This window comes from Flavobacterium sp. GP15, assembly GCF_014281985.1.
Taxonomy (GTDB): Bacteria; Bacteroidota; Bacteroidia; order Flavobacteriales; family Flavobacteriaceae; genus Flavobacterium; species Flavobacterium pygoscelis.
Genome location: NZ_JACFTC010000005.1, coordinates 1 through 23,433, shown reverse-complemented (window position 1 = coordinate 23,433; position 23,433 = coordinate 1). Strand labels below are relative to the sequence as shown.

Sequence of the window (23,433 nt, the reverse complement as noted above, 5' to 3'; positions counted from 1 at the left end):
AGTAGTCGTTGGAGTGGCCTCTTTTGAAAAAATATTTTTAAAAAAACTCATATTCAGTAGATTTAGTTTATTGATAAAAAAAGCATTCCATTTTTAGAATTGGAATGCTTTTTTATAATCGATTTCGTTATTTATTTTTTATTATAATTAGCCACTCCTGTTTTTAACCAATTTTGGTATTCTTCGACATCTGGAGTATAACCAACAGGATCAATTAAATTTTCTCCTTCATTGTCTGTCAATACATAAAAAGGTTGAGCGTTCGCTTTGTATTTTATGGTTTGAAATTCACTCCATTTTTGTCCAACGTATTTCAGTTTCTTACCTGGTCTTAGTTTAGACTCAATTTCTTCTCCAGCAGGAAGTGGTCTTTTATCATCTACATATAAAGAGATAAGCACTACATCATTGTTAAGGATGGATAGAATTTGTTCTTTTGGCCAAACTTGTTGTTCCATTTTTCTACAGTTTACACAAGCATAACCTGTAAAATCTAACATAACCGGTTTATTTACTTTTTTGGCGTAAGCCATGCCTAAATCATAATCTGTAAAAGCCAAAATATTATGTGGCGCCATTAAATGTGCACCTTCTGGAATTTCGAGAGTTGCTGTACTAGATCCACCACCTTGAGAAGATCCAACTCCATAAGGAGATTCACTGTAATGTTGTGCGGGTGGGAAAGCGCTAATCAAGTTTAGAGGCGCTCCCCATAAACCTGGAATCATGTAAATGGTAAAAGTTAATGTCAGTAAACCTAAACTTAATCTTCCAACAGATATATGTGTTAAAGGAGAATCATGTGGCAATTGAATTTTTCCAAAAAGGTAAAAAGACAAAGTACCAAAAATAGCAATCCAAATCGCTAAGAAAACTTCGCGCTCTAATAAATGCAATTGTAAGACTAAATCGGCATTTGATAAGAATTTAAAAGCTAATGCTAGTTCTAAAAATCCTAAAACTACTTTCACAGTGTTCAACCATCCACCTGATTTTGGTAAGGAGTTTAACCATCCTGGGAAAGCGGCGAATAAGGCAAAAGGAATGGCTAATGCCAAAGAAAAACCTAACATTCCTACGATTGGACCAACTTGATTTCCGCCAGCTGCTGCTTGTACTAATAAAGTTCCCACGATTGGACCTGTACAAGAAAAAGAAACGATTGCCAAGGCTAAAGCCATGAAGAAAATCCCGATTAATCCGCCTTTATCTGCTTTTGTATCTACTTTATTTGCCCATGAATTAGGAAGCATAATTTCGAAAGCTCCTAAAAAGGAAACTGCAAAAACAACCAAAAGCACAAAGAAAATAATATTAAACCATACATTAGTCGACAATGCATTCAAAGCATCGGCACCAAAAACAGCACTTACGATTGAACCTAACAACACATAAATGATAACAATAGATAATCCGTAGATTATGGCGTTTTTGATTCCTTTAGCTCTAGTTTTACTTTGTTTGGTAAAGAAACTTACCGTCATCGGAATCATTGGGAACACGCATGGTGTCAATAATGCGGCAAATCCAGAAAAGAAAGCAATGATAAAGATGGCTAACAAGCTTCTATCCGTTTCTTTTTTATTTTTATTTAGTGTCGTTTTCTCTGCCTTAATTTCAGCTTTAGCAGTCGAATCTATAGCTACTTCTTCTTTTTCTAAAGTATCTATTGTGTTTTTTTCGGCAGCAATTAAAACGGCTTCTTTTTCTACTGCTACTTCTTCTTTAATAGCTGCAACTAAAGTATTTTCTGGAATTTGAAAATTCAAATCAACATAAGAAGGAGGTAAACAATTGGCATCATTACAAACCATAAACTCTACTTCAGCTACCACTTTAAAAGCTTTTTTTGAAAGTGACTTAATACGTTGTTTGAAAACAGCTTTGCTTTCAAAAAACTTAATCTTCATATTAAAAACAGGATCATTAATTGTGCGTCCCGTTCCTTCAGTAGGTTTTCCTACTAATTCAAAGTTTGCATTTTTGGTAAAAGTAAAAGCTGTAGGAACTGGTCCGTCATCAGGAACACTTTGAGAATACAAATGCCAACCGTCTTCAATAGTAGTCTGGATAACCAAATCAAATTGTCCCTCTCCAACAGCTATTACTGAAGTAGACCATTTTACGGGATTGTGTATTTGAGAAAAAGAAATAGCACTTATAAAAAAGGCTAAAAGAATTATTATTTTTTTCATTAGAATTTAATTTTTGAGATTGAAGTAAAAAAAAGGGCCATATTTAAATGACCCAATAAATACTTTCGTTGGTTGCTTACTAATTCAAAATACTTATACAAAACATAAGTAGTAACGAAAGATGTTTTGAATATTATTTTTGAGGTTTAAATATAAATTCGAAACTTTCTGCTTTGTCCAAAATTGTATTGACCAATTTTTGAACATCTTGTGGTGTAACCGAATTTATAAGATCTAAATTATTGGCCGCATCATTTCTATTGTATCCTTCGATGGTGTAGTCATACATTACATTCAAACCGTAATTTGTATATTCTTTTTCCTCCTTCAGGTCTTTTAAATAACTAGTCAATACTTTATCTAAATCTTCTTTATCGATGTCTCCTTTTCTGATTTTCTCTATTTCTTCATGAACAATCGCTACCAACTTATCAACTTTGTCAGGATCACAATCAAAATAAACATAAAAACTAGCTATTTGTTTGGGTCTTTTTGGTAAAGAGCTAAAAACGCTGGCTCCATAAGTTCCACCTTCTTGCTCTCTCAAAGTTTCTAACAATCTATTTTCAAGAACATCTTGAAACGCTTTTAGAACATAAGTGTTTTTTAAGCTATACGTAAATGGATTTTTAAAAGCAATTCTTACCGTAGCTTTTGGGTCTTCCATGGCCATGAAAATTTCTTTTTTGTTCGTTCCTTTTAACCAAGAAACCGAATTATCTTGCCATTTTTCTTTTTTCTTAGTAGTTGGCAAACTAGCAATGTATTTTTCTAGCAAAGGTTTTAGATCCTCTTTTGAGATATCACCTGCAATAAAGAAAGTAAAGTCAGCAGGATTTTTAAAACGCTCAAGATAAATAGCTTTAATTTTTTCGAATGAAATATCTTTGATATACTTTTCATCAAACAAACGTTTTCTAGGATTATTAAATCCGTACAAAGTTGTAGTGATGCTATCTTCCATTTTATAGGCAATATCATTCTTTCTTTGAATCAAACTATTGTCTAAATTGTTCAATAAAACTTTAAAACTATCTTGGTCAAAACGAGGTTTTACAAACTGTAAATGAATCATTTGCAATAATGTTTCGATATCTTTAGTAGTGGTCATACCCGAAATATTTTCTTCTAAATCCGAAATACCAATTCTGGCATTCGCATTTTTACCTGCCAATACTTTTCTTAAATCTGTCGCATTATAATCGCCTAAACCAGACATTCCCATTAAAGTACTAACCATGGCTGCCGATGGAAGATCAGCATCTTTTACTAAAGAATTACCTCCAAAACTAGCCGCTTCTAAAAGCACATTGTTTTTTTCGATATTGGTAAATGTATAATCTACTACTACTCCATTGCTCAACACAAAACGGGTAGAGCCTATTTCTTTATTTACTTTTTCAGATTTTATCTTTCCTGCTTTTATTTTCAGACCAGAAATCAATGTTTTACCCACAAATTCATCAGTGTAAGCAGTTATAGTAGCATCATTTTCTACTTCCTTAATCAATTGTAAAGCTGCAGCTTCAGAAAGATTATTTTCTCCTTCAACACCCGTTACATCAAGAACTCTGTTTTCTGGAGAGTATAATTTTTGAATAAAATCTTGTAAATCTTTAGGAGTCATTGTAGCAAAAATCGTTTTAACGATTTCATACTCTTTTGGCATGTCTGTCATTGCCTCATTTTCTAAATAGTTTTTCTGAATCGTATTTACTATTTCTGCATGAGGTGTTTGATCAATTTTACTAATTTTAGTTTGGTAATAATTGTTGTACACTGCCATCGTTCTATCAATTTCTGCTTGTGTAAAACCAAACTTCACGGCTCTATTTAGCTCTATTAAAGCAACTTTAAAAGCTTCTACTTGATTATTTGGTTTAGGTGAAATCAACAGTCCGAAATTATTTTTTGCTCTAGCAAAACTTTGAAAACTAGCGCTTGCCGATACAAATGGAGCGTCTGGTTTTTGAGAAATCTCTCTTAATCTAGAGCTCAACATTCTTGAAATCATTCCGCTAAATAAAGATTCTTTAAGATCAGCAACAGTTTCGTCTTTTAAAGATTTTGGTTGATTTATGGTAAAAGAAATCGTTGAGGTTGCCACTTCTTTATCTATTCCTAAATTATAAAGCATCACTTTATTATCAGGAATTTGTATTACAAAACGCTCAATAGGATTTTTTATAGCTTCTATTGGAGAAAATAATTTTTGAATTTTTTGTTCAATCTCAGCTACGTCAACATCACCCACAACAGCAATCGCCTGCAAATCTGTTCTATACCAATCGTGATAAAAGTCTCTAAGTGCTTTGTATTTAAAATTATCAACTACGCTCATTAAACCAATAGGCATACGATCTGCATATTTAGTATTATTAAACATCGCTGGTAATGATTTTTTAAAAAGACGCATATACCCATTTTGTCTTGTTCTCCACTCCTCTTTAATTACGCCACGTTCAGCATCAATTTCTGCTTCAGTCAGCAATAAACCATCTGCCCAATCATGCAAAATCAATAAGGAAGTATCAATAAGTCCCGGAACATTTGTAGGGATATTATCCATATTATAAACCGTTTCGTCAAAAGCGGTATACGCATTGATGTCTTTTGCGAAAACGGCTCCATGTTTTTGAAGGGTGTTTAAAACTCCTTTACCAGGAAAATTTTTAGTCCCGTTAAAAGCCATGTGCTCCAGAAAATGCGCCAATCCTTGTTGATCATCATTTTCTAAAACCGAACCTACATTTTGTATAATATAATAACTTGCCACATTTTTTATTACATCCGTTTTATAAATGTAATACGTCATTCCATTTTTAAGAACTCCTTTTTTAATTCTGGTATTCACCGGAAGCGGATCATTCAATTTTAGTTCTTGTGCAGTAATTGTGTGCACTGCCAAAGAGAGAAAAAATACGGTTAATAGATTTTTCATGTTTATGTAATAATAAATTTTAGATAGGTAGTTTACAAAAGCACTACACTATTTAGTAATTAAAAAAAAGAAATGTTTGCTTTGGGCGTGACCTTTCAGATTGCTTCGTCGTTCCTCCTAGCCTCTTCAGGTCGGGCTTTACGTTCCCGCTTTTTTTATCAATTTCTCGTTCAAAAACGAGAATTTCATAAAAAAGAGCTTCACTGCAATCCCTCACGCAAAAAAACAGCATAAATATGCCCGTTCTGTTACCGATTCTCATTTTAAAAATCGAAACAAAATAATATAATACTAATAATCAATAACATTAAGCGATCAATTACCAAACCTATGAAAATTAAAAAAATCATAGGTTTAGTTCTAATAATTGATGCTTTTGAATTAATAATTAAAGATCAAAAGAATTTAAGATATCTAATAATTCTGGTTCTGAAGGTCTAGGAGAATCAGAATTGATGATTTTACCTTCTTTATCTAAAATGATAAAACGTGGAATTGCTTGAATGTAATATCCTGCAATAAATGAAGAATTAATTTCTTTATCCGCTAAAAGTTGGATTCCAACTAAACCTTCTTTTTTAATCATATCACGCCATTTTTGTTCGTCTTTCAAACGGTCAATTGAGATACTTACAAATTTGATGTTTTTACCGTGATACATTTTTTCTACTTTTCCAATAAAAGGAAATTCGTATTTACAAGGTCCGCACCATGTTGCCCAAACATCAATAAAAACGTAGCTTCCTCTAAAATCAGAAAGTGAAGTTTTTCCACCATCATGATTGATGTAATTTTTAAAATCTGGTGATTGTTTACCAGCTCCTAATTCACTATTATTTCTTTTTTCCTCAACAAAATTTATAGCCATTCCTTTATTAAACTCCTCTAAGTATACTAATTGAGCCGTAACGAAATCAGTCTCTAAAGTGGATTTTTTCTGATCTAATTCAGTTTTAAATTCGTCACTGAATTTTTTCATTTTAGAATCAAAGTTTGGCTTTTCAACATTCAAGAAAGCTTTGTAATCTGCTCCCATTAAACCGCCTTCTAATTTAGCTCTAAATCGTAGGAACGTATTTTCATGTTCACCTTTTCCTTTGAAAACGATAGTTTTCGAAAGACTTTTAGCATCAAAATTAATTTCTAAATCCATGTCATTAGCTAAATAAGCGCCAAAGACATTACCGTAAACTGCATTATAATACGCCGCTTTTTCTAATTTTATAGTGTCTCTAAATACACCGTTAGCTTCTACTTTAATTGTAAAAGATTTTCTAGTGGTGGGATTATAGAATCTTAAACCCAATCCTTCTGTTGGATTTTCAATTTTTCCGTGTAAAACCACATAATCTTTAGGTGGCATAACTTTTTGGCAAGAAAGCAAAACTACTAGTAATGCGATCAAAAATACATTTTTCATCTTTTGGTTTTTAAAAAATTAATAGAAAAAAAGGAGAGTACTAAATTAGTTAGAATAGAATTTATTCAACGCTTTTTAAGCACTCTCACTTTAAGTGGTTAGGATTAATAACCTTTGTTTGGAATTATAAATTTATTACCGGCAATTACTTGCAATGGTATTGGTAATACAAATTGATTTGGAGAAACTAAACTGGCTTTAGCAGATGAAGCTGTAAGATTTCCAAGATTAACATAACGAACAATATCAAACCAACTTTCTCCATTTTCAAAGAAAAGTTCTAGTAATTTCTCCTCACGGATGTCATTTAATAAAGTCGCTTTATCAGAAAGAGTTTTTAAATCTACTCCTGCACGAAATCTAATATCATTAAGACTTTCTAATGCAATATCAAGATCTCCGCCTGTTCTTCTCGCTTCGGCTTCCGCTTTGATTAAATAAATCTCACCAAGACGCAAGTGATATAATGTATTACCTTGAGATTGTTGGTTGTCTGCAAATGGATATTTACCATTTCCGTTCCCTTTTTTCGTGTTATCAGAATAAGCGAATGCATAACGAGGGTCGAAACCAGAACCAGAACCTACTAAACTTCCATCATTTGAAGTGCCTTTTTGTACATCAGCCAACGTTTTAAATGTATTGCTAGACTTCATTCTATTTACTTGATACATCGCTGTTTTACCTTCATTATCTGGACCAGTAAATGGTGCAAAAATAACTTCTGAAGATCTAAAACTTTTTGCAAAAATATCAGCATAATTCAATTCTAACTCATATCCTTCATTGGGACCATTGCTGATCACATCATCAGCTAAAGTTGCAGATTCAGTAAATTTCCCTTCGTATAAATATACTTTAGATAATAAAGCTTTTGCAGCAAGACTCCCCGTATAGAAGTGGTCTATATAAATAGGTCCTTTATCCGAAGCAAAAAGCAAGTCCTCTTCAATTAGTTTGTAAACTTCTGCTACTGTATTTCTTGGTTTTGCGTCAAGCGTTGTTGAGAACTCAGTTCTCAAAACTACTCCATAAGTAGAGTTTAAATTATAAAACTCTCCAAAATAGCGAAGTAAATTAAAATAAGCAAAAGCTCTTTGAAACTTAGCTTCAGAAAGCATTTCTCCTTTTCTTTCTTCTGAGATACCAATAGCCTTTCCTGCTTCTAATTCTTGAATTAAAAAGTTACAAGAATTAATAGTTTTGTAATGACCATTGTACAAATTAGTCAAATAGATATTATCCACTGGAACTTCATTGGTATTGAAACCTTTACTACCACTAATACCAGTTGAAAAAGTACCTTCATTACCCAAAGCCGCTAAATGCAAAGGGAAAAAGTTAACATCAAACGCTCTTCCTGAATTATAAACACCATTTAGTACTAATTGAGCCGAGGCTTCGTCTTTTACTGCATCTTCAGGGGTTAATTTATTAAATGGTTTTATATCATCAATACTGCAACTTGTAATGCTAGTTGCAAGTGCCAAAAATAAAACGGTTTTAATTTTTTTTATATATTGTTTCATCTGTTGATAAATTTAAAATTGTAATTGAATTCCTAAAGAGAATGATTTAGCCAATGGGTATGGATCTTCATTACTTACTTGATCTGTAATATTTCCTCTTTCTGAGAAAGTTTCAGGATCAATTCCAGGCCATTTTGTCCAAGTCAATAAATTTGTACCAGTTAGTGTTAATGATGCTTTATCAATTCCAATTTTGTTTAGCACTTTTTGATCGAAATTATAACTAAACTGCATGCTTTTTAATCTTAAATAAGAGCTGTCGTAAACATATCTATCTGATGTTCTTCCATTCGCAGAAGGATCTGTATAAACCGTTTTTGCATAACGCGCATTTGGATTTTCAGGAGTCCAAGTATTTAAAGCATATTCACTATACTTGTTTTCTCCCAATGAATTTAGCGTACTTATAGGAATTGCATTCCAAATTGATTTAGCTCCTACTGAATATTGGAATAATGCACTAAGACTAAAATTCTTATAGGCGAATGTATTTGAGATTCCACCAAAGAATTTTGGTTGAATATTACCAATTACAGCTCTATCGTCAACCGTTATTTGACCATCACCATTAGTGTCTATCATTTTAAAATCTCCAACCGTAGTTGACATTTTATCATAAAGCCCTGTAGGTGATGCATTATTTAACGCATCTACTTCATCTTGAGATTGGAAAATTCCAGCTACTTTATATCCTTTAATAGTTCCTACTGGCTGCCCTTCAATAAAGAAATCCAATTGGTAAGGATTGATGCTTGCTCCGTTTAATTTTACTAACTTATTTCTGTTTAATGACCAGTTCACGTTAGTAGACCATACAAAATCTTCACTTCTAATAATATCACCACCTAAACTAACCTCAATACCTTTATTAGAAACATCCATAAAGTTCGAAAAGTAAGAGTTAGGACCTAATTCAAAAGGAATAGGTGTTTTTACTAAAGCACCAGTAGTTTTTCTATCGTAAATATCAAAACTCCCTTTTAATCTATTATTAAAAAATCCAAAATCTAAACCTAAATTAACTTCGTCAGTTGTTTCCCAACCAATATTTGGATTTGGAAAATTATTATCAGGCATAATAGCTGAACCACCATTGTAAAGACTTCCTGGTTGATTTTGAAAAAATTGCAAATAAGCAAAGTCAGAAACGTTAGTAGATCCAACTCTACCCACACTTGCTCTTAATTTTAAACTACTTATATCCTCAACACCATATAAAAACTCTTCATTAGAAATATTCCAGCTGGTTGACAAAGATGGAAAATACCCTCTTTTGTTATTTGGACCAAATTTTGAAGAAGTATCCGTTCTAAAATTCAATGTTGCATTATACAAATCTTTGTAAGTATAGTTTAAACGAGAGAATAACGAATATAATCCAGTTTCTAAACGAACACTTGAATACCCAAGTACCGCTCTTGCTGAATTCGCGTTTATAAGAATTTCATCATCTGGAAAACCAGTATAAAAATGGTTTGAATTATTAAAACTTGTACGATCCCAAGCAGCTCCAGCTAATAAACCAATTTTATGATTGGATATTAAAAAACTGTAATTTGCTGTTAAATTGGTAGTAATGTTAGACACTAAACCATCCGCTTCGTTTAAGAAAGAGTCCGTTGGAAAAAATAGGTAATCAGTTTGAGCAATTTTTGGAATAAATGAACTGTTTTTATTATAAAATACAGAAGCATTTACATCCGTTTTCAGTTTTAAATCTTTTAATGGCTCTACTTCAAGATATGCGCTACCAATAAAATTATAGGCTTTATTATCCGTTTTATTACTTAAACGCATTAAAGGATTAGGCTCTAAGGTCATAAACCCATTTTGATAATCTGGCTGTCCCGCTAATTTTCCGTTAGCATCTCTTGGTGCTAAATCCGGACGTGCGCGAGCGATAGAAGTGTTTACAGTATATTGATTTAATACATCATTGTCTCCGTTTTTTTCTTGAGTATGTCCCACATTAATAGAGGTTCCAACTTTTACAAAATTTGTAACATCAGTATCCATCGAAAGACCTAAATTATATTGTTTCATGTTATCATTAACAGTCAAGCCTTCTTGATCTATAAATGAAGTACTAAAATTATAATTGGTTTTATCGCTACCACCACTCAAACTTAAATTTGCTTGTTTAGTCACCGCCATAGATCTAAAAACTTGTTTGTTCCAATTGGTATTTGAAGTTCCAAAGTAATCAGGTCTCATTCCATTAGAATTTACAGTGAAAGTGTCAAAATCTAATTCTACGTCAGCAATCTCTTGAAAGTCAAAAGCAAAGAAAGGATCTAATTGACCATTATTCATCGCATCAACACTATTAGACAACATCAAATTATAATAATTTTTATATTGATTTGCATCCAAAACCGATACGGTTTTAATAGGTTGTGCTAATGTTGTAGCATAAGAGAAATTTACTCTTGGTGCTTGCCCTTTTTTACCTCTTTTAGTTTTAATGATAATAACACCATTAGCGCCACGAGATCCATAAATAGAAGTCGCTCCAGCATCTTTTAATACATCAAAACTCTCAATATCATTAGGATTTAATGTAGATAAAGGATTTGCACCTTGTAAAGCATCCACATTAAACGGTACTCCATCAATTACAAATAAAGGTTGGTTTAATCCACCACCTACAGAAGATAATGGTGAAGTTATACCTCTAATATTAATACGAACGGGAGCACCTGGACGACCTGTATTTTGAGAAACCTGAACTCCTTTTACTAATCCTCCTAAAGCTCTATCAAAACCTACGGTTCCTGTTGCTGATTGAATAATATCTTTAGCACTCACAGAAGAAACGGCACCAGAAAATTCACTGCGTTTTTGCTTACCATAACCTACAAGTACCACCTCTTGCAGTTCATTTAATTCTTCTTGCAAAACTACTTTTAATGAAGATTCACCTGTATAAGCAATACGTCTTGACTCATAACCCAAATGAGAAAAAAGCAAAATTCTCCCCGTAGCATCAGCATTCAATTTAAATTTTCCGTCAAAATCAGTCAATGTACCGACTTTTGTTCCTTCGATCATAATAGAAACACCCACAAGAGGCAAGCCTGCTTTGTCAGTAACAATTCCTTGTACTTGCTTTTGTTCGGTTGCAAAAGGAACTTCAAAACTATAGTTTTTTTCTACTTTTTTAAGAACAATCTGATTGCCTAAAATTTGATAAGAAATATTGGTATTACTAAATAGTTTACCAAGAACATCTACAACTTTAGTTTTATCAACATTTAAATCAATTTTTTGATTAACATTCAGCTCATTTCTGTTATAAAAGAAATGAAAATCAGTTTGATTTTCAATAATCTGAAAAATATTGGTCAATGCTACCCCGTTAACATCCATGGTAACTGTATTTTTTTGACCGTAACTACTTGATGCACTGACTTGCATAAGAGTGGTGAATAAAAATAGGAGTGTGAATTTCATCTTTAAATTAGAGTTATTCAAAATGCGCAGCAACGCACCTTTAGTTCGTTGTTTTTTCATAATTTTACAATGGGTTTAATTTGTTAGTTTTAGATTAAATCACTTTTTCAAATGATAAGGGAAGGTGTTGGCGCACCTTCCTTTTTTTTGGTTTTTTTTTATTTCATTTTCTGCGGTCTATTTATAGTTACTACTCTGTTATTAATGGTATAGTTAAAGGCCTTATAGGTTTGAAAGGTTTTCAAAACCTGATCAATATTTTCTTCTTTAAAAGTGGCAGTGATCATAATATCATTTAATTCTTCGTAGTTATTTACAATATCAACGTTGTATTTTCTTTCTAATTTATTGGTAATGACACCAAAAGAGTCATCTATAAACATTAACTCTCCAGAAACCCAAGCAATGTATTTCCTAACATCGACAGCTTCCGTTTTTAAATGCTTATTTTCAAAAAAGGCTCTGTTACCAGGTTTCAATAGTACTTCTTCATTTGCTACTACTTTACTTGATGCAACCACGCTTCCTTCAACCAAAACTGTATATGTTTTTGCATCTTCCTGATACGAGGTCATATTAAATTTGGTACCTAAAACTTTAACATTCATATCGTTTGAACCTACTATAAATGGATGTTTAGGATCTTTGGTAACATCAAAATAGGCTTCTCCATTTAAAAAAACTTGACGATTCAATCCCTTTATAAATCGAACAGGATATTTTAATGAAGTTCCCGCGTTTAAATGTACATTGGTTCCATCCGAAAGTTGGAGTTCAAAACGTTTTCCGTAAGGTATTTTTATTGTATTGTAAACCAGAGTATCTTTTGAGGCAGCGTTACTATATACTAATTGATTGCCTTTTTGAGTTCCCACTACAGTACCATTAGCATCTAAAACTTGAGTTGATCCATCTTCTTTAATAACTTGTATGTCGCCATTAGCTAACTGAAGAGTGATTCCTTCTTGAGAAATAGGATTTTCTAAAACGGGCTTAAGAGCGATAGCTTCCTTATCGAAATAAAAATAACCAACAGAAACTAGAATTAAAATTACTGCTGCATATTTTAAAAATACAGAACCTATTTTCAAAAATCTGATTTTGGGCTCATTTAAAGCCAACACATTCTCTTGTGCTTTAAGCGGCATCTCTAATTGCGATATTACTTTTTGCCAAGCTTTATCTTTATCAATGTTTCCAGCAAAAAGAATTTGTTTTGTTTTTTTATAAAAAAGTATGTAGTCAGAAAAAGCTTTTTTATTTTCTGGCGATTCATTTATCCAATCTTTTAAAACAGAGAATTCATTTTCGTTTATTTCTTTTGAAATATAAACGGAAAGGATTTCTAAAATATTTTGAGGAATAGTGTTCATTTGTGTCATCTTATATTATACAGAGTACAAAAGATGAAAAATGGGTGACAAGAATTTAATTTTTTTTTAAACTAAAAGTAACATTACTATAACATCTAATGAATTCCGAAGTTGTTTTAACGCTCTTGAGTAATGCGTTTTAACCGTATTTACTGATATTCCCAACTCTAATGCAACCTCTTTGTATTTTTGATTTTCTAATACAATGGCTTTAAAAACTTCTTTACTTTTTAATGGTAAAGCTTCAATTTTTGTATATAATTTCTGTTTTTCTTGCTCTAGAAACTCTAAATCAAGTCGTTCCTCCTCCATTAACACATTCACTTGATCTTCTATTTCTTCAAAAAAATATTTACTTTGCTTTTTTACGGCTTTTAGACTGTTGTTTTTTACAGCTTTAAAAAGATAAGGACTTATTGCTTGATCCAAATCTAAATAGATTTTTTTATCCCAAAATTTAATAAATAAATCTTGAACAATATCTTCAGCTAATTCAAATGAGTCACAGTATTTTAAGGAATAAACACTGAGTGGCATATAATATAGGTCAAACAATTCTTTATAAGCAGAAGAATCTCCCACCTTAAGTTTTTCAAGGATTAATAAATCTTGTGACTTCATAAAGAATGATTGCTACTAGGAAAAAGTGGTTTTAGATTTAAATGATACACTACAAACAGATTAATTTTGAAAAACGAATAGTTTTAGAAAAATAATCGGCCATAAATATTGCCCGAATATAGACTATTTTCAAGCAAAATCAAATCTATAAACCTTACAAAGGTAACTTCTGCACAGCATTGTACATTTTTATTTACAAAAAATGAACGTTAAATTCTATTACAGTTAACGAGTAAGAGTCTTATATTAAAATATTTACAGTTTGATCCATTAAAAACTAATCTCAAATTATTATTTAACATTTTCTTTAAAATAAATGCAAACAAGCTGCTAAAAGATTACTTTTTTCGAAAAGCAAGATGCACGATTAAGATAAGAACTGATAAAACGATTCCAAGTGTCGAAACTCCCACCCATTTGTAATTTCCCCAGGCCATTGCGCCAGCAACAGTACCAAAAGCACCTCCAATAAAAAAACCAACCATATAAATAGTATTCACCCGATTTCTAGCTTCTGGATTTTTAGAAAAAATAATTTTTTGATTCGTAATGTGCAAGGATTGCAATCCTAAATCGACTAGTAAAACTCCCAGCATCAGACCTATTAGTGAATTACCCGAAAAAAACAGTATTATCCAAGAAAGAATTAAAAGTAATGTTCCAGCTAATATAACGGTATGATTACTTACAGAACTACTAATTTTACCAACTACAGTAGCACCTAAAGCGCCAACGATCCCAAGAATTCCAAAGGCACCGGTTATGGCACTTCCGAAACCAAATGAATCCTGCATCAAAAAAACCAATGTAGTCCAAAAAGCACTAAGCCCTGCAAAGGCTAATCCTCCTCTTAATGTTGCCAATCTTAGAGAGCCGTCTGTTTTAAAATAATGATAAAGTGATTTCATTAAGCTAGCATAACTCCCTTTAAATACGGGTGCAATGGTTGGTAATTTGTACTTTAATATAATGTACAATAAAACCATCATTACTGCTGCTGCATAAAACATAACACGCCATCCAAACTGCTCTCCTACAAAACCACTAATCACTCGGCTTCCTAATATACCAATTAGCAAACCACTCATCACAATACCTATTGCTCTACCTCTATTTTTATCATCAGAGAGTTGTGCTGCCATTGGTACAAATAATTGTGGTATAGCGGAGGTAAAACCAACAAGAAAACTACTTATTGTTAATATTAAAAGTGATTTTGCAAATCCTGCTGCCAACAACGAAATAACCATGATTAGAAAATCCAATCGCAATATTTTCTTATTAGAAACTTTATCTCCCAACGGAATAATAAACAATAATCCTAAGGCATAACCTAATTGAGTAAACAGCGCTACATTACTAACCTCTGCTTCTGTAACCTTAAAACTTACTGCAATTTGATGTAATAATGGCTGATTGTAATATAAATTGGCAACGACCAAACCAGCGGAAATACTCAATAAATAGAGTACTTGATTGCTAAGAGTAACTTGTTTCATTTTATGATTTAGAAATAGAAATTAAATAGAAATTTTATAAAAAAAAGGCATTTATACATTCAGTCATATAAACAATTACGAAGACGGAGAAGCAAATGCTTTATTTTTTTTTCAAAATTAAATAGAATAATATTAAAAAACATTGTCATAGATCAACGTTTAAAAAAATTACAGTTGCGATTTTATCCTACTTAAAGTAGAAGGAGAAATACCTAGATAAGAAGCTGCCATCTTATTAGACACTCGTAATAAAAAATGAGGTTGATTTTTGATGATCCATTTCAATTTTTCTAAAGCATTATTTCCTTGAAAACTATAAATTCGTTGCTGAGCATTAATGAAACCCAATTCTAAAATTCTCTTATAAAGAGTATCGAATGCTGGAAACTGATCGACTAATTTATAAAAATCAGTTCTTGATATTACTAATAATTCACATTTTTCTATAGTTTGCAAATATTCTGCTGCAGTTTTTTGATCAATAAAACTAGGTAATGCCGTGCAAAACATTCCTTCAAAAGCAAAATACCTTGAATTTTCTGTTCCGTCCGTATTTAGTGTATACAATCTTAAGGAACCTTTATTTATAAAATAGTAATAATTACAAATTGTATCAAAATCAATTAGAATTTCGTTTCGTTTAGTCTCAATGGGTTTAAAGCAAGAAAAAATTAACTTTAAATCAGCTTCACTTATTGTGCTTTGATCTGTAATATATTTTTTTAAAAGAGAATACATTTAAAATTATTGTTGAATTAGAAAAACATTCAAAAATGCAAAAATAAATTCAAATTTTCGTTTTTATATTTAACTAATGAATTTTCAATTTCTCTACTTATTAAATCTTTTCAAAAGCAATTATCATAATTGCATTAGAAATAAAAAAACTAGATTGATTATGTACAAATATTTTGAACTCACTTTATTTTTCAAATTTTAATAATTAATCATCTTATTTAGTATTATAAAATAACAATGGTGTATTATCAAATAAAAATTTTATTCAAAAAAGAAAAGCTAAAACGAACTATTGTTCCTGTTTAAAATGGTAATATAAATTAATATAAAGTTAAAATGAAATTGTTTTGTATTTTTGAAATTTAAAAGCAAAAATTCACAACATGAATTCCTATTACATCCATAATGGTACTGAAAGTACTGGTCCCTTTGATTTTGATGAGTTAAAAGCAAAAATGATTGCAAAGACAACTCCTGTATGGTGTGCAGGAATGGAGGATTGGAAATATGCTGGAGAAATAACCGAATTGCAACCATTATTTGTAATTGTACCGCCACTGATTAATAATTTTGTAACACCTACAACACAAACTGAAATAGAAAGCCTTGAGGAAACTGAAACAACTGAGCCAACAGCCAATTCAAAAATATTAGGCATCAATAAAACATTTTTTTATGTACTAATAGCCATAGTAACACTATTTATAGCAAGTTCTGTATTTACTTATTTTGAAAATAAAAGAAGTGCTGAATTAGAGCAAAAGAACACTAGAACTGAAAAAGAAAATCTTCAATTTCAATTACAAGAAAAAACAATTAAAGAACAAAAAAATCAAATTATTGAACAAGAAAAAATAGCTTTTGAAAAAGTTCTAAAAGAAAGAAAAGCAACACTAAATAGCAGACTTGTAGAAGTTCAGGAAAAACTTTTTAAATCTGTTAGCGCTCTAGAACAGGCCAAGAATAAATTAAATAAAGCCCAAGATTTTCAGTTTTTAAGATCTGCTACTCAAAGAGAACAAGAAATTAATTCGAGCCAAAAAGAGATTGACTCCTTAGATAATGAAGTAGTTGAATTAAAAAAAGAAATGGATCATATCTCTTTAGAATTAGAAAAAATAAAAATATAAATTAAAATTCATATTTCAAATTAGAAATTAAAATACAGATTCATATAGAATTATAATTCATTATTTCTATATTAAGCTATTGTTATTGTATGCTTACTAAAATCATATTAGTTTTTCATTAAAGCCTTATTCCTTGTATAAATTAAATCTAAAAATTATTTTATTTGCGATAATACAATTAAAACAACAGCTATTAAAGCTAGAAAAAGTCCGGCTAAATTTATTTTAGACAATTTCTCCTTAAATACAAAAATACCTAAAAGACTTCCTAAAATTATCACACCCATATTCATTCCTGCAAATACAGTCGAAGGATTTTCGGAAAATGCTTGGTGAGCTTTGAGATAGAAAAGAATATTTCCAAAATTAAAAAGACCAACTAAACATCCAAATGCGATGTTTTTAATCTGCAAACGGACATTATTAGCTATCCATTCATAAGTAACAACAGCAACCATAATTAGCAAAGCGATGCAAAAAACTACAAATAAGGAGGTGGTATAAGGCAAAGTGGTGTACGATGCTATTTGTTTAAAAAGAATATCTATTAAACCAAAACCAAGTAAAACTATAGCAGGATATAACCATTTATTTTTGGTGTTTTCAGATGGTTTTGAGAGAATCAATAGTATTGCTGGTAAACCAATTAAAAAGGCAGTAATTTTTAATGAATTAAAGTCTTCTTTGAAGATTAACCAAGCGGCTAGAATAGGAATAAATAATGAAAGTCGTTGTGCTGCATCTGTCTTTACAATTCCCATATGCTTGATTGAAGCAGCCAAAAATAAAAATACGGACGGCAACAAAAGTCCAATAACGATGTACAAAGTCCAAGGCGATTCTGTGTCAACTGACTTCAAATTAGGACTAAAAAACAAATAGCAAAGAATTAAAGCAAAGAGATAGTTTGCTGCCACAATTTGTGAATTATTGACATTGTATTTGCGAGTTATTTTAAAAATCACACCCACAGTAACGCTACAAATAACACTTAAAATTAGAAAAAGCATAATAAATTTTTAGAGTCCAAAAATACTCTTTATTGGTTTAAAAATAGTTCTTTTTAGAAAATTAAACCTTACTATAAGTACAACTTAAAAGCACTTTCTGTCCCCGCCAAAACACAAATCCATAAAGAATTTAATTATTTTGAGTTATAACAATTCTTTTAATTTAAACCAATATTTTAAAAAGTTAAGCAATAGATTTTACCAAAATTCAGAACACATCAATTGGGAAGTCAATTGATTTGGCTTACTTTCGCATTATGGATTCTTTTACACAAATCGTTTTAGGAATTGCAGTTGCCGAAGTATGCGCTGGAAAAAAACTTAAAAACAGAACCTTTATTTACGGTGCAATTTTAGGGACATTACCTGACTTAGATGTGATAGTTGGATTGTTCTTAAATCCTGTAGACGCTATATTAATTCATCGTGGCATTAGTCATTCTCTTTTTCTTTTTTTGCTGATTAGTCCGATTTTGGGTTGGCTAATTTCTAAATTTGAGAAAGGTAAAATCAGCTTTTTTTCTGCTACTAATATGGCTTACTGGGGCTTACTGACTCACGTTTTGCTAGATATGTTTACTTCCTGGGGAACTCAAATTTTATGGCCTTTAGAGCCACGATTGGCATTAAAAACTATTTTTGTAATTGATCCACTTTATACAATTCCGCTTATTGTAGCATTAGTATTCGTATGGAAAACAAAGAACACGACACTGCGTAACAAATACATCATCAAAGGATTAGTAATCAGTAGTTCCTATTTGCTTTTATCTTGTTTTATAAAACTTTATACCTTATCACAATTTGAAAAAGTACTAAAAAATCAAGGAATTCATTATTCAAAAATCATTGTAAAACCAACTGCTTTCAATTTGATTTTATGGAATGCAAACGTCGCTACTTCAGACAATTATTTATTAAGCGATTATTCCCTTTTTGACACACAACCCATTTCATTTGTTGTTTACAGTAAAAATAAGATTCTAGAAAAGCAATTGCTAGGAAATTCAGATTTTGAAAAACTCAAAAAAGCTAGCGAAGGTTGGTATATTATTTCAAAAAAAGACGGAAATTTATATTTTAACGATCTGCGCTTTGGTCTTTTGAATGATAATCCAACCAACTCACAATTTGCTTTTAGTTACCAGTTTATTCAAAATCCTGCTGGAATGCATGCGATCGAAGTCCCTAAAAGTAAGAGAGATGGAAAAAAATTACTCCAAAAGATATTCACTCGTTTAAAAGGAAATTAAATCAGTTTTTACTAAATTAAATATCGACTGACGTAGATTAAGCTGTCACGTCGAGCGCATACGAGACGCTTTTTTAAAGTAATCCCTATAAAGAATCTCGACTGCGCTCGATTAGACAATATTTAGTGTAGCTGTCACGTCGAGCGCAGTCGAGATGCTTTTTTTTCAAAATAATTACTAGAAAAAATCTCGACTGCGCTGGATTTGAAAATATTTTGAGTAGTTGTCACGTCGAGCGCAGTCGAGACGCTTTTTTTAACTAATTACTAGAAAAAATCTCAACTACGCTCGATTTGACAATATAAATAATTTGTATTAAAAAAATCAATCACTTTTTAACCAACCCGTTATACTCATTCTAGTGTTATTCGTAATCAAAACTTCATGCACTAACTCGTCACTTTTAAAGAAAACTGTTTTACCTTGTGTGGGTGCTATTTTTTGATTATTATTTTGTTGATGAATAAGCAATTCGCCTCCATCACTTTCTTGCCAATCGGCATTCAAATAACTAATCATAGAGTATTTTCGGCTAGGATTATTTTTGAATTGATCCAAGTGTTTTAAATAAAAATCACCTGATTCATATAAAGAATAATGAAACTCATAACTGGTAATTCCTGCAAAGCAGCTTCGATTGAGGTATAAAATGAATTCTTCTATTTGGGCAAAAAATTCATTTTCGAAAGCATTATTGTGTTTTTTATCTAACCAATAAATAGAATCACTCCGAATTGCTCCATCGTAGGAAACCTTTTCGGCGTTGCCTATTCCTGCATCGACCAATAAACTTTTAGTGTTAAGAGCAATTAAATTTAGCTTTAAGTTATTCGCCAAAGTGTTACTCAAGAAATGCTCAGATATACCTACTTTATTTTCAATATAAGTGGCTATCAAAGTCTCGAAATTATTTTCCATGTCAATTTTCATTGACTGCTTAGACCGCCAACGAGCAAAAGTAGAATAAAAAAAAATAGTATTACTTTATTGTGAAATAAATATGCATGATTTTTTACAGGATATTCGTTGACTTTTAAAAGTACTTTTATAAAAATCTAAAATTTAAATTGTTATTTTTTCAAATAATATCTTTCTAAATCTTCTAACAAAAATAAGGACTTTACTAATTTGCGCTTAAAAGTATAGGAATTTCAAAATAAAAAAGGGTTTAGAAATAAATCTAAACCCTTTTTCTATTACAGTTTACTGATAAAACTACCGTAAATATCCTTAAACTGATAGCCTTCGGAAAAACGATCTTTACTTAATTTTTTATATTCGACCAAGGCCCATAATATAAACTCTTTCATAAAGTATTTGTCTTCATTGGCGAGTTGTGGTTGGTATTTTTTAATTAAAATTTCAAGCGGAACAATACTTCCTAAAATTCTTTGGTATTCTTCGTCCGTACAATCGTCTAATAACTCGAAACCACTTTCGGCAAAAAACCATTCGATAATATCCGTGTAAGCTGTTTTTTCGTCTTGCTTTTCTAATTTTTCAATCCTAGGAAAATAAGCAGGGAAAAAAGTATGGATCGCATCACCTAATAAGTGCTGTGCGACTACGGCTGCTCCCTCCTGCTCTCCTTCATAAACCAATTCTACTTTACCAGTAATTGCAGGAATTATTCCCATAAAATCTGACAAGCGAACCGTAGTTTTATCGGCTCCATTTTTCAAAGCTCTTCTTTCGGCAGTACTTAATAAATTCTCAAAAGCCGTAATACTCAAACGCGCACTTATTCCGCTTTTGTTATCAATATATTCACTTTCTCTAGCTTCAAAACTAACTTGCTCCAATAAATCTCTCGCTAAAGAAGGAACGTAAACCATATCATTCTGCAATGTATCTAACTTGGCTTCTTGTTCCGTAATTGTTCTTGCAATTTTTATCGTGTCAGGATAATGGGTTAATATTTGCGAACCTATTCTATCTTTCAACGGCGTCACAATACTTCCTCTATTGGTATAATCTTCTGGGTTTGCTGTAAAAACGAACTGCATATCCAGAGGCATTCTTAACTTAAAACCTCTAATTTGGATATCCCCTTCTTGCAAAATATTAAACAATGCAACTTGAATTCGAGCTTGTAAGTCAGGTAATTCGTTGATCACAAAAATACAGCGATTCGCTCGTGGAATCATCCCAAAATGAATTACACGATCATCAGCATAAGACAATTTTAAATTTGCCGCTTTTATAGGATCAACATCACCTATTAAATCTGCTACGGTAACGTCTGGAGTTGCTAATTTTTCAAAGAAACGATCGCTTCTATGCAACCAAGAAATTGGAGTATCATCGCCTTTTAAATCAATAATATCTTTCGCAAAACGCGAAATCGGTTTCAATGGATCGTCATTAATTTCAGAACCGCTTACATACGGAATATATTCATCCAATAATTCTACCATTTTACGTGCCAATCTCGTTTTGGCTTGACCACGAAGACCTAATAAGTTGATGTTATGACGTGACAAAATTGCTCGTTCCAACTCTGGAATTACCGTATTCTCAAAACCATGAACTCCTTCAAAAGTAGTTTGCCCAGCTTTTATCTTTTGTCTTAAATTTAATCGCAATTCATCTTTAATACTTTTGCTTTCGTATCCTGATTTTTTTAATTCCCCGAGTGTTTTTATATCTTCTATTTTCATATTTGTTGTTTTTTAACCACAAGGTTTATAATGTTTTGCACAAAGTTCACCAAGATTATTTTAATTTTTATTACTATTATTCTCTAATAATATTTTTAAGTTAAGTGTTCAAAGCTATGTTTCAACTCATTATTCAACACTATTTTATTCTCTTCTTTCTATTGGTTTCATAATCCTCAAAAATCATTTCTCCCAATCCTTTTAGCCCTGTATAAAATGCTTTTCCTTGATTCGCTTCAGTAAAATGATTTACAAATTGTTGCAAGTATGGATCATTCGCAATCATAAAAGTTGTAACTGGAATATGTAATTTCCGAGCTTGTTGCGCCTGATTGTAACATTTATCCACAATATATTCGTCAAGACCGTTACTGTTCATATAATAGGATCCATCTTTCTCGCGCACGCAGCTTGGTTTTCCATCGGTAATCATAAAAATTTGCTTGTTGGTATTTCGCTTGCGACGTAAAATATCCATAGCCAATTGTAATCCAGCAACCGTATTGGTATGATAAGGCCCTACTTTTAAATACGGTAAATCCCTAATTGGAATAGTCCAAGCATCATTTCCAAAAACTAAAATATCTAAAGTATCTTTTGGGTAACGCGTAGTAATGAGTTCAGCAAGAGCCATCGCCACTTTTTTAGCAGGAGTAATACGATCCTCGCCGTACAAAATCATACTGTGGCTAATATCAATCATTAAGACCGTGCTCATTTGTGATTTAAACTGTGTTTCCTCGACAACCAAATCATTTTCGGTTAGCATAAAATCATCCACGCCATTATTGATTTGGGCATTACGCAAGCTCTCTGTTAGTGAAATACGTTCTAGTCCGTCTCCAAAATGAAACTCCCGAAACTCGCCTGTATGTTCGTCTCCACTTCCTGCATGTTTTGTTTTATGATTTCCGCTTCCAGAACGTTTCAAGTTCCCAAAAATAGTATCCAGAGCCTGCTGTCTTATAGCACGTTCCGTCTTGGCAGTGATGCCGGTTCCCGAAGTCCCGTCCTCTTTCAGTTCATCACGAATATATCCTTTTTTTCTTAAATCTTCAATAAAATCATCAATGGTATAGTGTTCATCGGTGAGTTTATATTCCTTGTCTAATTCTCTCAACCAATCGATCGCTTCATCAAAATCTCCCGAAGTATGCGTTATTAATTCCTTGAAAATACCAAAGAGTTTGTCAAACGGGGACTGAAATGGCGCTTCATATTGCTTGAAAAAGAAACCTTTTTTATTTACATTTTCCATAGACTTTAAAATTACATCATTTTATAGCGTACTTCAAACGAACGTTTATTAATTTTTAGTTAAATGAGATTTAGAAACCCATTTTAGAAATAATTGTTCACCACACACTTGTATTTTAAAGTTCAGTCGTAGTTTGCATTTATAATATCCCTAATGAAGGAAATCTATCTGTTGATACTTTGGTAACATAAATCATTCATTAAACAAGTTTAAAAAATGTATCTATTTAGAAAATTTAAATCTATTTGTAAGAATTTATTAATACATTTGAAATATAAATAAAGTATGATTTAGTCATACCAATCCACCATAAATTGGTTGTATGGGTATAAATTAGTCATACATATATACTA

At 31.6% G+C, this 23,433-nt stretch carries 15 protein-coding genes; 2 read left to right on the top strand and 13 right to left on the bottom strand.

Annotation, left to right across the window (positions count from 1 at the left end; all coding sequences use genetic code 11):
• Positions 1-131: 131 nt before the first annotated feature.
• From H2650_RS11195 to H2650_RS11155, 9 genes are all read right to left on the bottom strand, one after another.
• The gene (locus tag H2650_RS11195) at positions 132-2,195 is read right to left on the bottom strand and encodes a thioredoxin family protein (protein ID WP_188050903.1); all 2,064 of its coding nucleotides are present in this window, start codon (positions 2,193-2,195) and stop codon (positions 132-134) included.
• 133 nt (positions 2,196-2,328) lie between these two features.
• A complete protein-coding gene (locus H2650_RS11190; RefSeq protein ID WP_188050902.1) occupies positions 2,329-5,136 on the bottom strand; it encodes a pitrilysin family protein in 2,808 nt (935 codons plus the stop codon).
• Positions 5,137-5,524: 388 nt separating this feature from the next.
• Positions 5,525-6,556 carry a TlpA disulfide reductase family protein gene (locus H2650_RS11185; RefSeq protein WP_188050901.1) on the bottom strand — a complete coding sequence of 344 codons (1,032 nt, stop codon included), beginning with the start codon at positions 6,554-6,556 and terminating at the stop codon, positions 5,525-5,527.
• A 104-nt stretch (positions 6,557-6,660) separates the two neighbouring features.
• Positions 6,661-8,085 carry a RagB/SusD family nutrient uptake outer membrane protein gene (locus tag H2650_RS11180; RefSeq protein ID WP_188050900.1) on the bottom strand — a complete coding sequence of 475 codons (1,425 nt, stop codon included), beginning with the start codon at positions 8,083-8,085 and terminating at the stop codon, positions 6,661-6,663.
• Between the two features lie 12 nt (positions 8,086-8,097).
• Positions 8,098-11,598 carry a TonB-dependent receptor gene (locus tag H2650_RS11175; protein WP_188050899.1) on the bottom strand — a complete coding sequence of 1,167 codons (3,501 nt, stop codon included), beginning with the start codon at positions 11,596-11,598 and terminating at the stop codon, positions 8,098-8,100.
• A 98-nt stretch (positions 11,599-11,696) separates the two neighbouring features.
• Positions 11,697-12,911 carry a FecR family protein gene (locus H2650_RS11170; protein ID WP_223151100.1) on the bottom strand — a complete coding sequence of 405 codons (1,215 nt, stop codon included), beginning with the start codon at positions 12,909-12,911 and terminating at the stop codon, positions 11,697-11,699.
• A 66-nt stretch (positions 12,912-12,977) separates the two neighbouring features.
• Complete coding sequence (locus tag H2650_RS11165) at positions 12,978-13,532, bottom strand: RNA polymerase sigma factor (protein WP_188050898.1); 555 nt, start codon at positions 13,530-13,532, stop codon at positions 12,978-12,980.
• Between the two features lie 338 nt (positions 13,533-13,870).
• The gene (locus H2650_RS11160; protein ID WP_188050897.1) at positions 13,871-15,031 is read right to left on the bottom strand and encodes an MFS transporter; all 1,161 of its coding nucleotides are present in this window, start codon (positions 15,029-15,031) and stop codon (positions 13,871-13,873) included.
• A 168-nt stretch (positions 15,032-15,199) separates the two neighbouring features.
• Positions 15,200-15,769 (bottom strand): Crp/Fnr family transcriptional regulator, encoded by a 570-nt coding sequence (locus H2650_RS11155; RefSeq protein WP_188050896.1) that lies wholly within the window; start codon positions 15,767-15,769, stop codon positions 15,200-15,202.
• A gap of 383 nt (positions 15,770-16,152) precedes the next feature.
• Between H2650_RS11155 and H2650_RS11150 the strand changes: the two genes are divergently transcribed.
• Complete coding sequence (locus tag H2650_RS11150) at positions 16,153-16,899, top strand: GYF domain-containing protein (RefSeq protein WP_188050895.1); 747 nt, start codon at positions 16,153-16,155, stop codon at positions 16,897-16,899.
• 155 nt (positions 16,900-17,054) lie between these two features.
• Here the strand turns inward: H2650_RS11150 and H2650_RS11145 are convergent, their stop codons facing one another.
• On the bottom strand, positions 17,055-17,909 hold the full coding sequence (locus H2650_RS11145; RefSeq protein WP_188050894.1) for a DMT family transporter: 855 nt from the start codon (positions 17,907-17,909) through the stop codon (positions 17,055-17,057).
• A 257-nt stretch (positions 17,910-18,166) separates the two neighbouring features.
• On the opposite strand from H2650_RS11145, the gene H2650_RS11140 reads away from it, so the two are divergent.
• A complete protein-coding gene (locus H2650_RS11140) occupies positions 18,167-19,162 on the top strand; it encodes a metal-dependent hydrolase (RefSeq protein WP_188050893.1) in 996 nt (331 codons plus the stop codon).
• Between the two features lie 324 nt (positions 19,163-19,486).
• Here the strand turns inward: H2650_RS11140 and H2650_RS11135 are convergent, their stop codons facing one another.
• From H2650_RS11135 to H2650_RS11125, 3 genes are all read right to left on the bottom strand, one after another.
• Entirely contained in the window at positions 19,487-20,080 is a 594-nt protein-coding gene (locus H2650_RS11135) for a 2OG-Fe(II) oxygenase (protein ID WP_188050892.1), read from the bottom strand.
• A gap of 278 nt (positions 20,081-20,358) precedes the next feature.
• Positions 20,359-21,822, bottom strand: a complete 1,464-nt coding sequence (locus H2650_RS11130; RefSeq protein WP_188050891.1) for an AAA family ATPase — start codon at positions 21,820-21,822, stop codon at positions 20,359-20,361.
• Positions 21,823-21,961: 139 nt separating this feature from the next.
• A complete protein-coding gene (locus H2650_RS11125) occupies positions 21,962-23,080 on the bottom strand; it encodes a VWA domain-containing protein (protein WP_188050890.1) in 1,119 nt (372 codons plus the stop codon).
• Between the last annotated feature and the right edge of the window lie 353 nt (positions 23,081-23,433).